Origin of the sequence: Micromonospora sp. SH-82 (genome assembly GCF_051132485.1) — a bacterium.
Taxonomy (GTDB): Bacteria; Actinomycetota; Actinomycetes; order Mycobacteriales; family Micromonosporaceae; genus Micromonospora.
In genome coordinates, this window is sequence record NZ_CP148049.1 from 3,201,587 (window position 1) to 3,217,098 (window position 15,512).

Annotated in this window: 12 protein-coding genes, 1 pseudogene and 2 CRISPR repeat arrays; of the genes and pseudogenes, 2 read left to right on the forward strand and 11 right to left on the reverse strand. The window is 68.5% G+C overall.

Annotation, left to right across the window (positions count from 1 at the left end):
- Positions 1 to 28 precede the first annotated feature (28 nt).
- Positions 29 to 505: a hypothetical protein gene (locus WHN02_RS14730; protein WP_434739312.1), complete on the reverse strand. Its 477-nt coding sequence runs from the start codon at positions 503 to 505 to the stop codon at positions 29 to 31.
- 540 nt (positions 506 to 1,045) lie between these two features.
- Positions 1,046 to 1,872: direct repeats of the CRISPR family, unit length 36 nt; unit sequence CCCGCAGCTCCCTCCGGAGCTGCCCTTCATTGAGGC.
- An 18-nt stretch (positions 1,873 to 1,890) separates the two neighbouring features.
- Here WHN02_RS14730 and WHN02_RS14735 point away from each other — a divergent pair.
- Positions 1,891 to 2,133, forward strand: a pseudogene (locus WHN02_RS14735) (integrase core domain-containing protein); the annotation flags it as partial.
- Between the two features lie 101 nt (positions 2,134 to 2,234).
- On the opposite strand, the gene WHN02_RS14740 reads toward WHN02_RS14735, so the two are convergent.
- Complete coding sequence (locus tag WHN02_RS14740; protein WP_434739313.1) at positions 2,235 to 2,642, reverse strand: hypothetical protein; 408 nt, start codon at positions 2,640 to 2,642, stop codon at positions 2,235 to 2,237.
- Positions 2,639 to 3,475, reverse strand: coding sequence for an IS5 family transposase (locus tag WHN02_RS14745; RefSeq protein ID WP_434743965.1), 837 nt, complete (start codon positions 3,473 to 3,475; stop codon positions 2,639 to 2,641). The genes WHN02_RS14740 and WHN02_RS14745 overlap by 4 nt, the downstream gene beginning before the upstream one ends.
- Before the next feature lie 158 nt (positions 3,476 to 3,633).
- On the opposite strand from WHN02_RS14745, the gene WHN02_RS14750 reads away from it, so the two are divergent.
- Positions 3,634 to 4,872, forward strand: coding sequence for a DUF6880 family protein (locus WHN02_RS14750; protein ID WP_434739314.1), 1,239 nt, complete (start codon positions 3,634 to 3,636; stop codon positions 4,870 to 4,872).
- A 241-nt stretch (positions 4,873 to 5,113) separates the two neighbouring features.
- Positions 5,114 to 6,100: a CRISPR direct-repeat array (repeat unit 36 nt; unit sequence GCCGCAGCTCCTCCCGGAGCTGCCCTTCATTGAGGC).
- 125 nt (positions 6,101 to 6,225) lie between these two features.
- Here the strand turns inward: WHN02_RS14750 and cmr1 are convergent.
- The 8 genes from cmr1 to WHN02_RS14790 form a co-directional block, all read right to left on the reverse strand.
- Entirely contained in the window at positions 6,226 to 7,551 is a 1,326-nt protein-coding gene (cmr1, locus tag WHN02_RS14755; protein WP_434739315.1) for a type III-B CRISPR module RAMP protein Cmr1, read from the reverse strand.
- Between the two features lie 39 nt (positions 7,552 to 7,590).
- A complete protein-coding gene (locus WHN02_RS14760) occupies positions 7,591 to 9,168 on the reverse strand; it encodes a hypothetical protein (RefSeq protein ID WP_434739316.1) in 1,578 nt (525 codons plus the stop codon).
- Between the two features lie 2 nt (positions 9,169 to 9,170).
- Positions 9,171 to 10,094, reverse strand: a complete 924-nt coding sequence (locus WHN02_RS14765; protein WP_434739317.1) for a hypothetical protein — start codon at positions 10,092 to 10,094, stop codon at positions 9,171 to 9,173.
- A complete protein-coding gene (gene cmr6, locus WHN02_RS14770; RefSeq protein WP_434739318.1) occupies positions 10,091 to 10,864 on the reverse strand; it encodes a type III-B CRISPR module RAMP protein Cmr6 in 774 nt (257 codons plus the stop codon). Before cmr6 ends, WHN02_RS14765 begins: the two co-directional genes overlap by 4 nt.
- A 110-nt stretch (positions 10,865 to 10,974) precedes the next feature.
- On the reverse strand, positions 10,975 to 11,457 hold the full coding sequence (locus WHN02_RS14775; protein WP_434739319.1) for a type III-B CRISPR module-associated protein Cmr5: 483 nt from the start codon (positions 11,455 to 11,457) through the stop codon (positions 10,975 to 10,977).
- Complete coding sequence (gene cmr4 / locus WHN02_RS14780) at positions 11,454 to 12,416, reverse strand: type III-B CRISPR module RAMP protein Cmr4 (RefSeq protein ID WP_434743966.1); 963 nt, start codon at positions 12,414 to 12,416, stop codon at positions 11,454 to 11,456. Before cmr4 ends, WHN02_RS14775 begins: the two co-directional genes overlap by 4 nt.
- Positions 12,417 to 12,421: 5 nt before the next feature.
- A complete protein-coding gene (locus WHN02_RS14785) occupies positions 12,422 to 13,510 on the reverse strand; it encodes a type III-B CRISPR module-associated Cmr3 family protein (protein WP_434739320.1) in 1,089 nt (362 codons plus the stop codon).
- Positions 13,507 to 15,330 (reverse strand): Cas10/Cmr2 second palm domain-containing protein, encoded by a 1,824-nt coding sequence (locus WHN02_RS14790; protein WP_434739321.1) that lies wholly within the window; start codon positions 15,328 to 15,330, stop codon positions 13,507 to 13,509. Before WHN02_RS14790 ends, WHN02_RS14785 begins: the two co-directional genes overlap by 4 nt.
- Between the last annotated feature and the right edge of the window lie 182 nt (positions 15,331 to 15,512).

Sequence of the window (15,512 nt, forward strand, 5' to 3'; positions counted from 1 at the left end):
ATGTTCGGTGCCTGTCCGGCCCTCACCGTCAGCGCAGGTGCATGCGTTCGTCGACGGTGCGGGTCGGCTCGGTGAGGAAGACGTCGAGCGGAACCGACCCGTACGCGATGTTCAACGTGTCGAACCGGTAGTGCGAGCCCGCCCCGTAACGGGCGTCGAACCGGTAGTTGATCTGCCACCGCAGCCACTCGCCTCGCGGCACCCGCACCGCCCCCGGACGCCGCCGCCGCAACGGCCTACCCGCAGGCAACGGCACGAGATCGACCCACAGGTCCCCGTCGGAACGGCGGAGGCGAACCGTGTCCGGGGACGGATCCGCCCGGCGCAGGACACTCTGCGGCTGGAACTCCTCACCCTCGCTGAGGGTCACCTCGTGGGTGACAGTGGCCTGGCCCTCCGTCAGGGCGAACGCGACGGGGAGGGCGTTGCGAAGGGCGGCCTGGGAGCCGTCCCGAGACTGTCCGGTCCAGGAGGTCCTGACCCATTGGGCGACGACGATGTCCATCACAGGATCGTCTGGGACCACGCGCCTCCTGGCAATCCCCACCGTCCCCTCGGCCCTGCGACCGGTGCTCGACGGTACGGCGGCGACGGTCGGAGGTGGACGCGCAATGGCGGCGGCGAGGTCGGAGGAGAGTTGCGCTCTGGCCTGACCTTCCCCTCCGGACGGTCGGCCTGCACAACTACGGTGCAGTCCCGGTGAGCTGTGGCTTGGTGCCCAGATCGTCAATCTCATCGATCACGGTGCGGTCTGGTGCTGATCGGCGAACTGGGTATCCTTCCGTGAGCGGGATGCCCATCAATTGATGTCGTCGGGGATGGCTGCACCAGAACGGGCTACGGGTCGGCGGCCATTTACGGCATGTGGCGAAGGCTCGTTCGTCCCGGCCGTGAGCGTGGACCCTTCGCCAAGGTACATCCCCAGCTCAAGTCCCGTGGATGGCCGGCAAGGCGTCGTTCTGGTGGCGGCGCGTGAGCCGACGGAACGGACCCTTCGCAGGAAGCCGCCTACCGTGCAGCTCAAGGCGGGTAGAATTCGTACCCACCCGCAGCTCCCTCCGGAGCTGCCCTTCATTGAGGCACGAACGCGCCGTTGACTGCCCAGTCCTCGCCTGTCGCCCGCAGCTCCCTCCGGAGCTGCCCTTCATTGAGGCGACATCGCGCCCCCGCCGCCGGAGTCCGTCCCGGCCCGCAGCTCCCTCCGGAGCTGCCCTTCATTGAGGCCAGACCAGGGCGTCCACGGCCGGCTTGATGACCCGCCCGCAGCTCCCTCCGGAGCTGCCCTTCATTGAGGCGCGGAGCAGCGCCAGGCCGAGCTGGCCGCCGGTCTGGACCCGCAGCTCCCTCCGGAGCTGCCCTTCATTGAGGCCGGGCGGGCATCAACCGGCGCGGCGCGTACGCGGCCCGCAGCTCCCTCCGGAGCTGCCCTTCATTGAGGCTTCGTCTCCTGCGACGTCGGCCCGGACGCGCCCCCCGCAGCTCCCTCCGGAGCTGCCCTTCATTGAGGCGGCCACAGCGGGATACGGACGGTGTGGACGGTGCTGCCCGCAGCTCCCTCCGGAGCTGCCCTTCATTGAGGCGGCGTTCCACGCGCGAGCGCCCATCTCTCGCTTGCGCTGCCCGCAGCTCCCTCCGGAGCTGCCCTTCATTGAGGCATCGCCCGCTCCGCTGGCGATGGCTGCCGGGCGGTCACCCGCAGCTCCCTCCGTAGCTGCCCTTCATTGAGGCGGGGCGGTGCGGGTCCGGATGGACAGCCGCGCCGAGCCCCGCAGCTCCCTCCGGAGCTGCCCTTCATTGAGGCGAGGTGACGGCGGGCACCAGGGGGAATGCGACCGCCCCGCAGCGCCCTCCGGAGCTGCCCTTCATTGAGGCATGCTCATGTCGGGCAACCAGATACGCACCAACGTGGGGCGTGCCGGTGTGTACTGGGACAACGCCGCCGCCGAATCGTTCTTCACCACCCTGAAGAACGAGGTGTACCCCCGGCAGCGCTCCGACACCCGCGCCCGCGCCCGATTCGCCGTCGGCGAATACATCGAAATCCTCTACAACCGGCAACGGCTGCACTCCGCCCTCGACTACCGCACCCCAGCTGAAGCCCTCACCGCCTACCAGACTCCGATAGCAGCCTGACCAGCACATCTACGAAGATTTTTGACACAGCCCACATCTCCTGTTGCCGTGCCTGTCCGATTCGTGGCGGGTGATCTGGTGTGAGAGGCCGGTTCGCAGTACTACGTCTGTTTTGGAATGAGGGTGAACAGACCGGGTTCGTCTTCGGTGAGGATGCGCTGGTTGACCATGCGTTTCAGCTTCGCGCGGGTGCCTTCGACGTGTTTCGGTGAGGGTTCGACGCCGAGGGCGAGGCAGATGCCTTTGGCGCGCATGCCGGCGGGCGCGGCACCGAGGACATGCAGGATCTGCTGGTAGGGGCCGCTGGCGATCGTCGGATCGTCTGCGGTGAACTCGGCGGCGGCGAGGGTGCGCAGAGTGGTGCGGGTCGTCGCCAGGTCGGCCAGTTCGCCGTCGAGGCGGGCGAGTTCGCTGGTCAGGGCGGTGATCTGCTCGCGGAGTCGGTCGGCGTGCCGGCGTGCGGTGGTCTCCCGGTCGGTGATCAGGTCGAGGACGGTGGGGAGGTTCACCGGTGCCGCCAGGTGGGTGTGCTGGTTCCGGTCAGCCGGCGCACGATGTTCGCCGTCGAGGCCCACAGGGTTCGTGACACCGAGGATTCCGGTCGGCTCTCGTACTCGCGCACGAGGCGGCGGTGCAGCATCAACGTGCCGTTGACCTGTTCGACGATCCACCGCTTACGGATCGGCACGAACCCGGGCCGAGTGTCGGAGCGTTTGACGACCTCCACGTCGACCCCGAGGACGGCGCCGTGCAGCGCGAGGTCTTGTTTGAACCCGGCGTCGACCCAGGCGCGGCTCACCGTCGGGGTGTGTGCGACGACCTTGTCGAGCAGCCGGATACCAATGGCGTTGTCGGTGACCGACGCCGCGGCCACCACGACCGCGATGACCAGTCCCAACGCGTCCACCGCCAAGCCTCGCTTACGCCCCGACACCTTCTTCGCCGCGTCCTTGCCGGTCGTCGTGGCCGGGACGTGGTTCGCCGCCCTGATCGACTGGGTGTCCAACACCACCGCGCTCGGATCCTCCCGACGACCCACCTTCTCCCTCGCCTGGCAGCGCAGCAGATCGTAAATCACCTGGTCAGTGCCGTCATCACGCCACAGCGCGAAGTAGTAGTAGGTGGCCGACTTCGGCGGCAGGTCATGCGGCAGGTACGCCCACTGACAACCCGTCCGGTTCTGGTAGAAGATCGCGTTCACGACCTCCCGCAGGTCGTAGTCGCCTGGCTGGCCCGACACCGACACCGCGACGCGTCTGGTTTTCCACGCCTGCAGAAACGGCCCGATCAGCTCCCACTGCTCGTCGCTGACATCGCTCGGATACGGCTTCCGATCACCCATGACCAGGCTAACGCCCCACCCGCCCGAGCGGTCACGACCAGAACTCACATTCAACTCATCGACCTGCCGCTATCCACAGCGAACCCACCGGAAGGCCACCAACCAGACGCAACGCATAGATCAGATCAAGCTGCCGCAGACCGCCCTCTGATGTCGGGGTGGGGTTTGAGGATCACGACGAGCTGACGATGCTGGTGGACCGGTTGCGGCGGGATCGCCGTCGTGACCCGTACTCGGGCAGGTCTGCCTACTCGCGGGCCGCGCGGGATGTCGCGGATCGCTGCGAGAGGCTGATCGACGCGGGTGAGGCGGCCGTCGCGGTGCCGGCGCTGCGGAAGGCGGTCGACCGGATGACGACCGCCCTGATGTACATGGACAGTTCCTCGGGTGTACTTGGCGAGGACCTGGCGTACCTGATGGATCTTTATGCCCGGGCGTGCCGGGCCGCGCCGCCGCGACCCCGCACCCTGGCGGGGTGGTTGGTGAAGCTGGTGTTCGACGGTCCGGGCTGGCCGGATGTACGGCTACGCGACTGGGCTCCGGCCCTGGGACCGGCCGGGGTGGCCGAGGTGACCCAGCTCGTCGACGAGCGCGCCACCGCAGGGGATTCCGACGGCCGGCGGTGGGCGGTGCGGGATCTGCGGGAGCAGTTGGCCGAGGTTTCCGGCGACGTCGACCGGTACGTGACGGTGCTGGCGGAGCACCTGCTCAGCGCTGCGCAGTACAGCCGGATCGTGCGAGTTCTGGCAGAGGCCGACCGGCCGGCCGAGGCGATCGACTGGGCTCGCCGAGGCCTCGCCCACCATCCGCCCGGTTTCCAGACGGTGGAGCTACGAGACCTTCTCGTTCGGCTGTTGATCGACACGGGTGAGCCGAAGGCGGCGGTGGTCGAACGCTGGACGGCGTTCGTCGCTCAGCCGACGATCGACAACCTTCAGCCGTTGATGGCCACCGTGGTCGAGACTGACCGCGACATCGCCCACGCCGCCGAACGAGCGCTGACGGTGCTACGCGAGCGCGCCGGACAGGACCAGCGATACCTGCCCCACCTGATCGACGCCTTGGTGCTTGCCGACCGCCCCGACGAGGCATGGCAGAGCGGGCTGCCCCACTTGAACGACCTACCCGCCCGACAGCGCATCGAACTGCTGGAGACTCGGCGGCGTACCCACCCGGCCGACGTCCGGGAGCCGTATCAGGAACTCATCGACGCCCAGATGCTGGACTCGTACGACAAGCGCCGTTACGACAAGACCATCACGCTGCTACGCAACCTCCGCGACGCCTACACCGCGACCGGTGAAACCGCGCAGTTCGCCGCCTACCTCCACCAGCTCCGCACAGACCACCGACGCCGACCGAACTTCCTCACCAAACTCGACGCCAGCCGCCTGTAGCCACACGCTTGTCGCTGGCGGTATTGCCATCGAGTTGGTCAAGGCGGTCTGGGAGGCCAACGGCGAAGGCTCCGTCGTCCCGCCCGTGAGCGTGGACCCTTCGCGGGGGTGTTTTCCCAGCTCAGATCGCGACTGGGGTCCCATTGCTTCGGCCGTAAGAGGCGACGCTCCTGTCGGTGGAGTGGACCCTTCGCTGTAGCGCAGCTCAGGAGCAGGTCAGGACGGGTAGAATCTTGACCCTGCCGCAGCTCCTCCCGGAGCTGCCCTTCATTGAGGCTGGAGGTACTTCACGCCCTCCCCGGTCGCCCCCTGCTGGCCGCAGCTCCTCCCGGAGCTGCCCTTCATTGAGGCCAGGATGCCAATGGTCAACGCCGCAGTGATGGCGAAAAGCCGCAGCTCCTCCCGGAGCTGCCCTTCATTGAGGCGCATGTTCGCGTTCCCGAGGCTCACGTCTCCCTCGGCCGCAGCTCCTCCCGGAGCTGCCCTTCATTGAGGCAAGTCGACGTCTTCGAACTTGATCGTGGGGTGCTCGCCGCAGCTCCTCCCGGAGCTGCCCTTCATTGAGGCGACGCTCGGAACGGTCGGTTCGGTCGCCATTGGTCACCCTGCCGCAGCTCCTCCCGGAGCTGCCCTTCATTGAGGCCGGATCGACCGGCCGAACGCCGAGCACGGGCTGACAGCCGCAGCTCTTCCCGGGGCTGCCCTTCATTGGGATGGACTACCGATTCTTGCTGCGCCGTTGCGGCAATCCCGGCCGCAGCTCCTCCCGGAGCTGCCCTTCATTGAGGCCGGACGAAGACCGCCGCCAAGCACGCCATGAAGGTGCCGCAGCTCCTCCCGGAGCTGCCCTTCATTGAGGCCGGCCACGCTCACCCGCAGCCGACACCACCACCGGCACGCCGCAGCTCCTCCCGGAGCTGCCCTTCATTGAGGCTGGATCGACCTCGGCGAGGGGGCCGCCGACGAGTACGGCGCCGCAGCTCCTCCCGGAGCTGCCCTTCATTGAGGCGCCACGGTGCGGGTCGACGACACCGGCTCGGATACGCGCCGCAGCTCCTCCCGGAGCTGCCCTTCATTGAGGCGCCGCGCTCGCCCTGCTCTGGGCCGTCGTCGGCGTCGCGCCGCAGCTCCTCCCGGAGCTGCCCTTCATTGAGGCACGAGCAGCGCCGGGTCGTTGATCGACTTGTGGGTGGCCGCAGCTCCTCCCGGAGCTGCCCTTCATTGAGGCGGCAACGCCATCAGGTCGACCATGTCGCGCGGCTTGACCACCGGTCCGTGGTCGCCCTTGCTCCGGTTGAGGTCGACTGGTGCCGCGAGGTTGAGGCCCACTGCGACGGCACGCCGGTCTAACTCTCAGGAGGTCGTAGAGCGGACGAACGTGCCGTTCTCGCTCAGCGTGGTTATCCAGTCCGTGCTGAGTCTTGCGACATCGGCCGTGTTGACGGTGAACTCGCGGTTTCGCTGACCCCGCAGGACGACCTTGGTCTCGTCGGGCAGGAAACGACCGAGGAACGCGAAGGAGAGCAGCCGCCATCGGGCGTCACTGTCCTGTACGGGCCGGAGCCACAGCGGTGACGCCCGGCGCAGTGTGGTGGGAGTGCCTCCGGCTGCCGCAAGTTGTACTGGATGGACGGTCTTCCCCTCTTTGAAGTTGATCGGGAGCCCCAGGGCTCCCAGCGCGAATCGGCGATCGTGGCCGTTCACGGCATGAAGCCACTCCCGGGTTTTGATAGGCGGGTCGTACGGGGCTCCGAGCGCCGGTTCGGTGGCACGGAACCACCGGAACTGTTCACCGGCGTAGCCGAGCACCGTCGGCCAGTCGGGAAAGGTGCGGGCGCTGAGTCCGGTGACGAATACTTGAGGGCCGCCGAACACGGGGTAGGTGGGCGGGCTGCGCCAGACTTCGGGGGATGCCGCTGGAGCGTCCACGTCGTGACGGGCGAGGGCGGCGATCCGTTCCAGCGATTCGGCGCACGCGGTCAGCTCCGGTGGCAGGCCACGTTCGTCGAGGCCCAGTCCGCTGCTCGGAAGGACGGCTGCGGCGTGCAGCATCTCCGGCGTCCACGGTGCTGGTAGGTCGCCTTCGGCCGCGACGATACGCAGGCCGCCGAATCCGCGACGGGTGCGGGCGCCCAAGCCGCCGTATCGACAGAGGGACCACAGGGTCGCTACGGCGAGTGCTGCGGCGTCTTTGTTCGGGCCGAAGCGGAGCTGTAGGTCGAAGGGCGTTCCGGGCGTGACGAAGCTGCGGGTGAGTTCGCATCGACGGTTGCCGTCGGCGGGTTTGGAGAGCCCTTGACCGGCGAGGTATCCGATCCAGCGGGCATCGTCGCGTCTGCACCAGTCCGGCTGGGGGTTTCTGACACACTGCTGGGGGGCCGGGATCCGCAGTGCTACCGATGATGCCTGCGAGGTGTTGCCGAAGACCCGACTTTCCAGCGCGGCGAGTACGTCGATCCGGTCTCCTACCGTCGCCCCGGCCATCGCACGGAGCCAGTAGCGCATCGCACCGCGCAGAGACGAGACACGTACTCCGGCGTCAGCATCGGTGGCAGCGCTGTGGGGCCGGGATTTCCGGTTCGCGTCGAGTTGCTTAGCTTCGTGATCGGTCAGCGGGGCTTGATGGCCGCCGTTGAACAGCGGTGTGGTGACCTGCATGCTCAGCGTCGTCCAGGCCATGACTGCCTCTCGTTGTCGTGCTGTGTTGATCGGTGTTCATCAGCGGCGCCAGCGTAGGTGGGCCAGAGGGGCGGTGATCGGCCGGTCGTCCCAGAGGATCTGGGCGAAGACACCGACCACCAGGCACCAGGCGGTGCCGAGGCCGAGGATTGCCAGGCCGGTGGTGGTCGGCCAGGTCTGCCATGCCTCGCGTAGGGTCCGGCCGTTCTCCACGAGTGCCGGCGCGACGGCGACCAGGCCGATCACCGCGACGAGAAACGCGTGCACGGCGCCGACAGCGGCGACCGTCAGGGCGCGGCCGATCGATGCCACAGCGGCGACTCCGTGGTTGCGGGCTTCGACGATGAGGTAGCCGATACTGGCTGTGGTGAGGGCGGCCGGTGCCCACCAGGTACCGGACGGCTCCTGCCACCAGTGTGGGTGCAGGGTGAGTAGCGCGAACAGGCCGACTGTGCCGGCGGCGGGCAGGCGCAGGAGCCAGGCGGTGGCCCACAGTCTGCCGAAGGCGACGACGAGGGCACCGAGGATTGTGTAGCTGGCTGCGGCGGTGATCGCGGCTGCGTGGAAGTGTCCGTGGGCGGCGAGCGTGAGTGCGCCCGCCGCGCCGAGTGGTGGTAGCACGCCAGCCCATCGTCGGGACCAGCGGACGCTTGCGGTGATGGCGCGTCGGTGAGGTGTCGTCAGGGCGGTCGGATAGGTGGCGGCACGTATCACTCGCCCCAGCCGCATCCGGGGCAGTAGATGTCGATCGAGTACGTCGTCGAGGAGTGCCCGGTCGTCGCCGGTGAGTGGCCGGGTGGGGTTGTCGACTACGTCCCAGTCGGTCACCAGCGGCGGGCCTGGTGGTATCCGGCGCGATCGTGAAGTCGGTCTCCCGGGAGTTGGCTGCCGGAAGGCCAACGCGTCGACCTCGCTCTCGATCTCGGCGGGCGTGGCGGCGGCGAGGAGCGGATGGGTCTGGTGTGTGTCGAGGCAGCGGTGCCATTCCCAGCGGGCCTGTCGGCAGCGCAGCACCACCAGGTGGGTCGTGTCGGTGCCGAAGACTGTGCCCAGATCGAGGGCGGGAGGTTCTTCCTGCCAGAGACCGCGATTGGTTCCTGTCCCGCCGCGGAACGCCTCGCTGACTGCGAGGAACCGCAGACGGGCAGCCACCGGACGGAGTAACTCGGCATCCTCGGGGGCGATGTCGGCAACGGAGAGTTCACCGCTGATGGGCGTGGTGTCGGTGACGGCGAGCCAGGAGGCCTCGCCGATCCAGCACAACCACATCCACACCTGAGTCGATGTTGGGGTCGGCTCGTCCAGCAGGGTGCTGATCCGCTGGGGCAGCAGGCCGGGAGCGAGCAGGATGGCCAGCAGCGCGGGCCGATTGCGGCGCAGCCTCGTGGCCGTGACTCTGATTGCTGCCGCTGCCCTCGTCGGTGCCAGGGCGGCGCCACGTGGTAGGTGTGCGTCGAGCTCGAACAGGTCGGTCCAGAGTTCGGTGCTGGTGAGGGCGAGGATGTCCTGCGAGTTCCATTGGTTGGGGCGCCACCGGGTGATCGCGGGTCCGAGCCCGGTGCCCAGTCGGTCCACCAGCCCGGCCAGCCCGTAGGGCAGTCCGACCTCGGTGGACACCGTCAGCCTCTGCCGATCGGCTCGGATGCGATACCCATGAGGGTACGCAGACCGACGCCGAACGGAGTGAGGCTGAAGCGTCGGCCGTCCGGGTCGGCCTCGTACGCGTATCCGTTCATGGTCGTGGGGTTCGGCGGTCGGTTACACGAGCCGTCGGGCGTGAAGCAGGCCAACTCCTTGCGGACTCTTGAGTAGTCGAGTTTGCGTAGGGGCAGCCGGATGACTCGGTCACTGGTGTCGTGCAGCATGTGCGCCTCGACGGCGGTGACCTGCGTGTCGGGGAAGGACCGCAGTCCTTCTGCCAGCCCGATCAGGTAGGGGATGGCTGCTTTGAAGCCACCAGAGAGATGAAAGTGAAAGGTCTCGGCTGGTCCGTGCGGTCCGGGTAGCAGGGCCTGGCCCAGTGACCCGAGTCCGGACATCGCTTTGGCGAACCCCGATTCGTTGCTCGCGTCCAGGTGCGGCACGCGGACGATGGCCACCCCGGGCTGCGGCGTGATACTGCCTGGGGTGTCGACGAAGCGGATCCGTTCGGGTGCGCCCCCGGCCAGGCCGACAGCAGCCCACATGCCCGAGACGAGGCCGTCGACGGTGTCGGTGGCGAGAAGCACCACTAGATCGTCATCGGCGATGCGGCGTCGCCCGGTCACCCGGTGGAAGGTCTCCATCTCGGCGCATACCTTCACCGGCCACCGGTCTGCCTCGACCGCGCGGATCAGGTTGGCCTGCGTAGTTGGGAGGTCGCCTCCTACGCCGAACCAGACGGTCAACCTGTCGCTCATGGCGGCGGTGCTGGTGCCGACATCATCGAGCACGTGCTGCGGCTTGTGGCGGGTGATGACCGGATGGATGTCTCCGAAGAACTCGCGTGGTCGGTGGAATGCGTTCAGCACGCTGCATCCAACGGATATGAGGTGCACCGTCACGGCTGGCCCTCCCGGACGGACAGGTATCCGTATCCGGCCGAGGTCTTGGCTCCGACACCCAGCTCGTCCAGCGCGGTGGCACACCATCGCGCAACAGCCGCGACGTCCTCGTCTGGGCCGACGAAGTCGAGGGCGAAGGCGCCGCCGTCCACCACCAGGAACGCGCTGGGAATCGGCTGGTGGTGCTCGCCCGGTGCCTGCCGCTGGCTCGGACTGTAGTACGGCTGCTGGTGCGGGGTGACCACGTCACGGATGACGCTGACCGGGCCGTCGACAGGCAGCCCGTCGAGGAAGATCACGCTGCCTTTGGCGGCACTGTCGCCGTCCACCGGTGCAGAGACCCCCTCGGCGGTTTCCGTGGCGACTCGGACCCGGGGGAGCCCGAAGATCCTGTCGAACCGTTCCGCGTCGTCCCGATCGATGCCGCATTCGCGGGCCCATGCACAGGTCAGACCCTTGAGGGTGGAGCCGGGAATGACCGGGCAGCCGTAGGTGCCATGTAGGGACACACCGATTTCATACGGGTTGAGGCGGTTACCCACACCGATGGCCATCCGCCACTGTGGGGTGACCTTCAGGCGCTTCCTCACCAGCCTGCCCTCGCTCCGACCGACCAGCACTCTCAGCGCCCGGTCGCGCCGTTCGGCAGCCACTGCGAGCAGGCCGGTCTCCTGACCCAGGTCGAAGTCGGCGGCCCACCGCAGCACCGCAGCCTCCGTGTCGGTGTCGAACACCCCCATCCCGTTGACGAACGCTGCACGATGCAGCACGACGAGGGGATTCGCTCCAGAGCCCAACGCCCCGCCGTGCCCACGGACCAGCAGGTCCTTGGTCCACACGACTCTGCCGATCGGTCCGGCCGCTCTTCGGCTTGGATGACTCACCGTTGGCCTCCGCCGGGCGTCTCGTCGTCGGCGTCACCTTGCGCACCGCCGTCCGCGTTGCGGCTGGCGTTGCGTTTCGTGTCGCCGCCGGTGGCGATCCAGCGTGCTTCGGCGAGCCTGCCCAACCAGCCCGCGAGGGCCTGCACCTCTGCTGAGGCTCGGGCGTAGACCGACGGGTCCAGGTCGGCGAGGGCGTGCAGGAGCTTCTCACCGGTGTTGGCCTTGGCCCCGTCGACCAGCCCGCTGCGGGTGGTGAGGTGATGCCGGATCCCCTCCGCGACTCTTCGGTAGGCCCGGCCCAGGTCGCTGTCCGTGCTCTTGCCCAGCAGATAGGCGTAGGTGGCTGCCATCCCGGACATTCGGATCTGTACGGGGAGCTGGCGGTAGCGGGTGCGTAACTCCTTGGTGATCTTCTCTGGCAGCATGGCCGCTGCGGCCGAAGCCATCTGCTGGTCGACCCGACGGACCTGACCGCTCACCGGCCGGCCTCCACCGTGTCGTCCGTGGTCGTCGGATCGGGCACGGGCTTGACGTCCTCCGCGCGCAGCAGCCGCGCCCAGACCAGGCCCTTGCCGATCGTCTCGTCTCCTCCGACCTGGATCAGCCTGTCGTGCAGCAGATCACGAAGGAACTCGACGGCATCGTCGGTCGTCAGTCCACCGGTGGGTGGCATCGGGCGTAGCGTCAACGAGGCGGCGAGGATCGTCTCCGAGGGCAGGTACTCACTGTGAAAGGGGCCGTGCTGCACGGTCTTGCCCTCCTTGAGCTGCACTCGGGCGACGAACTCGGTGCACTCGGTAAGCAGAATCGGCATCACGTCCGACCCGACAGCGAGCAGGTCCTCGCGGAGCTTGTCGCCGAGCGCCACCAGGGGGGCGTCGCTGTCGACACCGCCGAGGACGTCGGTGGCGAGCTGGGCGGCCCAGTGCCGCAACAGCCGATCCGGTGCGTCACCCAGCTCGACCAGGCACGGCCCCAACACCTGGTTACCCGCACTGCCGGTACCAGTCCACGTACTCGATGCGGCGACCCCGCCCTCGGGGGCGATCCGACTCGGTTGCGGCAGCCCGCTCGTCCCGAGGCGGGCGTACTTGCGGGCCAGACGGTACAGCGCCAACTCGGAGGTGACCCATGCGAAGGTACGTTGCAAGGTCGGCACCGGCATCGCCACCACCTGCGCATCGCCGACGGTCAACCGGCCCGCGCTCAACTCGACCTCGGCGTCCCCGGAACCCCGAACCGGTGAGCCGAAGACCGGCACCACCAGCTCGTCGAGACCGGCATCCAGTGCTGCCTGGCGCAGCGCACCCTTGAGGCTCTGTCCCCAGATCACCGGGTACCGGGTGGTGGCCTCCCGCTGCACCGGCAGGTCCAAAACCCCGAGGCTGTCGGACGCCCCGGCATGCACGGGCGACTCGGCATACAGGTAGAGCAGCATCTCCCTCACGACCACACTCCTGTCAGGATCACTCCGAAACCCGCCGTCCGTAGCCGGTCGTGGTGGGGCCGCCCGTATGCGGTCCCGTGCACACCCGGACGTTCCCCGTCACCTACCGCCCAGTCCGCCGCCGCGTCCGCGCTGTCGAACTGCAACAGGTAGACCGAGCCGGGCGGGACCGCCCAACGCAGCGCGCGGGTGGCCCGTACTCCACCCGCGGAGCGCGGCGAGCCGGTGGCGATCGGCTCCGGCGGCCCGACAGCGGCGGCCATCAGTCGGGCACGGGGCGGAACGGTGATGCGCCAGCCGTCGGGCCAGATCGCCGGCGTGGCCACGTAGACCAACACCCGGCCGGCGGGGAACCCCTTCGGTGGCTCAGGCCAGCTGACCCCGTCCACTTCAGCCACGTCCGCCAGCCGACCGCGCCCTCCGAGTGTCACCGGTCCGGTGGCTGTCCGCTGCCAGGTGGCCGGCAGTACGCACTCGGCGAGCAGTGCGACCCCGTCCACCGGTCGCAGGAATGTCGCCTGGTAGAGCAGCCCTTCCTGAGCGACCCGATGCGGGGTGCGACCGAGGCCGATCCGTGGTTCGCGGGCCAGCGGCCCAGGATCGAGGTCCGGATCGTCACGGACGAAGGCCAGGTCGAGTTCGTCGACCCTGCGGTGGAGGTGATCTGAGTCGATGAGTTCGCCGCGCAGGTAGCCACCGAGGGTTTCCGAGGTCAACCACCCGTTCAACGGGTCGCCCTCGCCGATCATCAACAGCGGGGAGCCGTCACCGAGATCCGTGATGCCGCCCGACGGGGCCGGGCGTAACCGGGTGACCAGACCAGGGTCGTCAGGAAGACGGACCAGGTCGGCCGGCGCTGGGAAGTACGACGTCCACCAACCACCCCGATGCCAACGGGCGAGAACCGGGCCGCGGATCTCTTCGGGCTCCTGGCCGTATGCGCTGAGGGCCGCACCACCGACGGTACTCGGGCGGGGGAAAGCCGGCTCGGCTGACGCGTCCGGTCCGGCGTCGAACTGGCGACCGTCGCGAACCAGCAGCGCGTCGCGAGGAGTGAGGGCCAACCAGCGTCGCGTGCTGCTCACCGGTCGGTCTCCCTGTCCTCAGCGGGTAGTGGCAGGGCTTCCTGCCGCAGGAACACCGCGACTCGAGCGGCCCGCTCCGGCGTACGTCGTCCGTCGCTGCCACGTCCCAGGCCGGCCCGTTCCAGATGGCCGAGGCGAGCCAGGGCTTTCCCATCCGCCGCCGTGCCGCCGTGCCGGACGGCCAGTCGGCTCAGCTCCGCTTCGTAGAGTTCCTCGGGTAGGTTCCGGTCGGCGAACTCGCTGGCGTCACGGGTCAACTCACCGAGGAGCTGAGGAGACAGCCGCTGGTGCACGGCACCTGCGGTGAAGACCGCGAGCAGGTCTGCGGCTGTGTGGTCGGGCGCAACGCCGGTGGCCGGCTCCGGGGTGGGCGTCCAGGGCTGAATGGTGCTTTCCCGAGCGCCGCTGCGGCGTAGGAATCCGACCGCCAGCGCATGCTTGTCCGGGTGGCTCTCCTTCGCGTCGTGCAGCAACTGGGTCACTTCCGCAACCGCGCGCCGCAGCGATGAACCGCTGTGGAAATACAGGACCGCAGTGCTGGCGGTAGGCAGGGCGTCGAGCGGCACCAGTTCATGGCAGGTGCTGGCGACGTCGAGCGCGGTGGCGGCCGGCGCGAAGGCCAGCAGGTCGTCACCCCCGGTGTAGACGGGTACGCCGAACAGTCGGGGTGCGCGCAAGGCCACCCGCTGGGTACCGGCCAGCTCGGAGAGCCGCGCCGAGATCTGCCGGTGTGTCGCGGCGCTCACCGCTGCGGTGCCGCTGAGGAACCGGCCCATCCCGTCGAGGTCTTGGGCAACGACTGCGAGGTATGCCGGTGGTACGAGGCCTTGTAGCGCGTCGGCGAGCCCTTCGACGGCGGAACGGCCTGCCGTGGCGTGGTGGCTGAAGTCCCGCTGGTCTTGGTCGCCCCGGCCGTGGTCGCGACGCAGCCGGCGGGCGTTCCAGGCACTCGGATAGACCCAGGGGCCCGCCGAATCGACGAGCCAGCGGGCCAGTTCGGCATGCGCCGTGTCGGACGGGACGACCAGGCCAGAAACCGCCGACTCCCGCCTGCGGGTCAACGGCACGACCGCGTCCCGAAGGGCGGTGACCGCCTGTTGGACGCCTTTCTCGTCGAGCCTGTTGATGATGAGCTGACGGTAGGGGGCGGAGGCGATGGAGAAGGTGGACGGGAAACCGACACGCTCCTCACCGGAGGTGCCGGGTCCTCGCTTCCATCGGCGTTTGACCCAGTTCGCGGCGCTGAGCACGTCGGTTTCGTGCGGGGGTGTACCAGGCGGCCGGTTGTCCTCAGCCGGCCAGCGAGGGCTCTGTTCGCAGATTCTTCGGCCGGTCCACTCGCACTGACCGTCACCGGGAAAGTCACGGATCCGCTTCCGTGCGGCAAGCGTCTCGTTGGCCAGCTTCCACTGCGGGGCATAGCCGCTGTGCCCGGCCGGAATCGCAACCCACTGCACACTCGGCATGCCAGGGGTGGGCACGTCACGGCCGACGGTTTCGTTGACCCAGTCGGCCCACTGCCTGCGGACCGCGGCTGCGGCAGCCTCTGCGACCTGTGCACCGCTGCCGGCGGGAACCAGCGCCACCACCCGGTTGGGTACGGCCACCGTGTTGTCGTCGGCCGCGCTGGCGTGCGCCGTCGCCGGGAAGACGACGGTGGCACCCGTGGTCGCGGCGCAGACCTCGGCGGCCGTGGACGCCAAGCGGCCGACGATCTGACTGGCCGCATGGAGGTCCGAGGTGGTGCGGGACTCGGCGATGAACGACTGGACGCCGGACAGCGCAACGATCACCAGATCTCGACCTGCGGCGTCGGTCATGGTCGTGACGTCCGGGTCAGACACCCTTGCCCCTTCGCCGAACGTCGTTCGGCTGTCAGTCAACGTACGGCTTGGCTATTCGCGTGTACGGCTCGCGAAGGTTGGATCATGCCGTCCGGCCTTTGCGGTTCACAACCTTTGTCGCCTAACCGACATGGCGGCGTCAGTCGATCCTGAGGCTG

What these genes read in the sequence shown, in the direction of transcription:
- WHN02_RS14745 (WP_434743965.1), bottom strand. Translation starts at nt 3,475, where the DNA reads ATGGGTGATCGGAAGCCGTATCCGAGCGATGTCAGCGACGAGCAGTGG.
- WHN02_RS14790 (WP_434739321.1), bottom strand. Translation starts at nt 15,330, where the DNA reads ATGACCGACGCCGCAGGTCGAGATCTGGTGATCGTTGCGCTGTCCGGC.
- cmr4 (WP_434743966.1), bottom strand. Translation starts at nt 12,416, where the DNA reads ATGCTGCTCTACCTGTATGCCGAGTCGCCCGTGCATGCCGGGGCGTCC.
- cmr1 (WP_434739315.1), bottom strand. Translation starts at nt 7,551, where the DNA reads ATGGCCTGGACGACGCTGAGCATGCAGGTCACCACACCGCTGTTCAAC.
- WHN02_RS14730 (WP_434739312.1), bottom strand. Translation starts at nt 505, where the DNA reads ATGGACATCGTCGTCGCCCAATGGGTCAGGACCTCCTGGACCGGACAG.